This is a genomic window from Delftia tsuruhatensis NBRC 16741 (assembly GCF_001571325.1).
In the GTDB taxonomy this organism is placed as follows: domain Bacteria; phylum Pseudomonadota; class Gammaproteobacteria; order Burkholderiales; family Burkholderiaceae_C; genus Comamonas; species Comamonas tsuruhatensis.
Window position 1 is genome coordinate 1 of sequence record NZ_BCTO01000089.1, and the last position, 1,220, is coordinate 1,220.

Here is a 1,220-nt window from a genome sequence, read left to right on the forward strand (position 1 = left end):
GTCCAGCTTTGCGGCCCAGGCCACTTGGCCGGTCTGGTCCGTCAGGGCCATGGGCGTGCCCAGATGGTCGCAGTTGTAATGATGGATGGCTACGGAGCCCTGTCGCGCTCGCTCCTGCTTTTGCAGTTACTTGCGCATCTCCTGCAGCATTTTTATGGTGTGCTCGTCGTGGATACCCAACATGACCAAGCGATCTGCACGCGTTTTGGCCCCATCTTGTTATAACCCATGGGGCTGAACAATCCACGCATATCGAGACTCACTGTGACTGGTGATCTTTATTTTCAACAATCTCTTTACTTATTAGAAAATCACCGTATGGCCATACGGTTATGGTGGTCGTTCTAATAAAATTGTTATTTCCGTCAGATCTTGAGTGTTTTGATAACTTGAAATAATGAGTTTCTTCCCCCAATGTATTTGAAATACTTATTGATGCAGGGAAAGCAGTTGGTTTAATGTTCGATTCTTTTATCCTAAGTTCGACATTTTGACGAATTAGATAACGATGGCTTTGCCATCCCAGTATATCTTTGACACTCAAATCATAGTCTGGATTTCCCAGTTTATTAAAAATATAAGATAAATTAAATCCCTCTATATCCGATAAATCAATTTTCATTGGTGCCATCAAGAAAGTTAGCAAAGATATTATTTGAAAACCAAGCGTTGCGGCTATTATGTAAATTACTGTCTTCATCATCTTTCTCAATCTTTGCATCTTCTATATATTGGATTGCCTTTAGGCGATGCCCCATTCCATGGCCAACCTGTTGAATGTGATCCGTCTTCTGAGCCTGCGCCAATGGTTGTACTACTCCCTGTCACGACTGCCACATGCCCAGTAGCGTCCCCATATGGATATGCCACCGCAACAATATCACCAGGCTTTGGAGACGTAACAATTTCGAATCCGGGAATCGCTTTTTGTGGATTTGCCCAATCTCCAGCAGTTGCTGGTCCTCTTGGGATAATTCCAAATCTGTAGCGCGAGGGAGATTCGACATCTGCATTTTCTAGCACTTCATGAACAAAGAGATTACATTTATTTCTCTTTGACCCAAAGCCATAATTCGAGGCGTATGAGTATCTTTCTTGATTATTTAATTTCTCCGCTGCTTTCAAAATTCTCTCTGCACACGTTTTTACGGGGGCCAAGCCCAAAGGATCCATGGAAATCATGGGATTTATCGCATATATACTTTTGTTAACCCCTCCGG

3 protein-coding genes are annotated in these 1,220 nt (G+C 43.1%); all 3 read right to left on the minus strand.

Going from position 1 to position 1,220, the window contains the following annotated elements; genetic code table 11:
• Positions 1-51: hypothetical protein (locus tag DTS01S_RS31535; RefSeq protein WP_370671670.1), on the minus strand; the 51-nt coding region annotated here is incomplete at its 3' end.
• A 208-nt stretch (positions 52-259) separates the two neighbouring features.
• On the minus strand, positions 260-703 hold the full coding sequence (locus DTS01S_RS30765) for a hypothetical protein (protein WP_139223911.1): 444 nt from the start codon (positions 701-703) through the stop codon (positions 260-262).
• Positions 704-708: 5 nt separating this feature from the next.
• Positions 709-1,220 (minus strand): CHAP domain-containing protein (locus tag DTS01S_RS30125; RefSeq protein WP_156493792.1); only part of this gene is annotated, 512 nt, incomplete at its 5' end.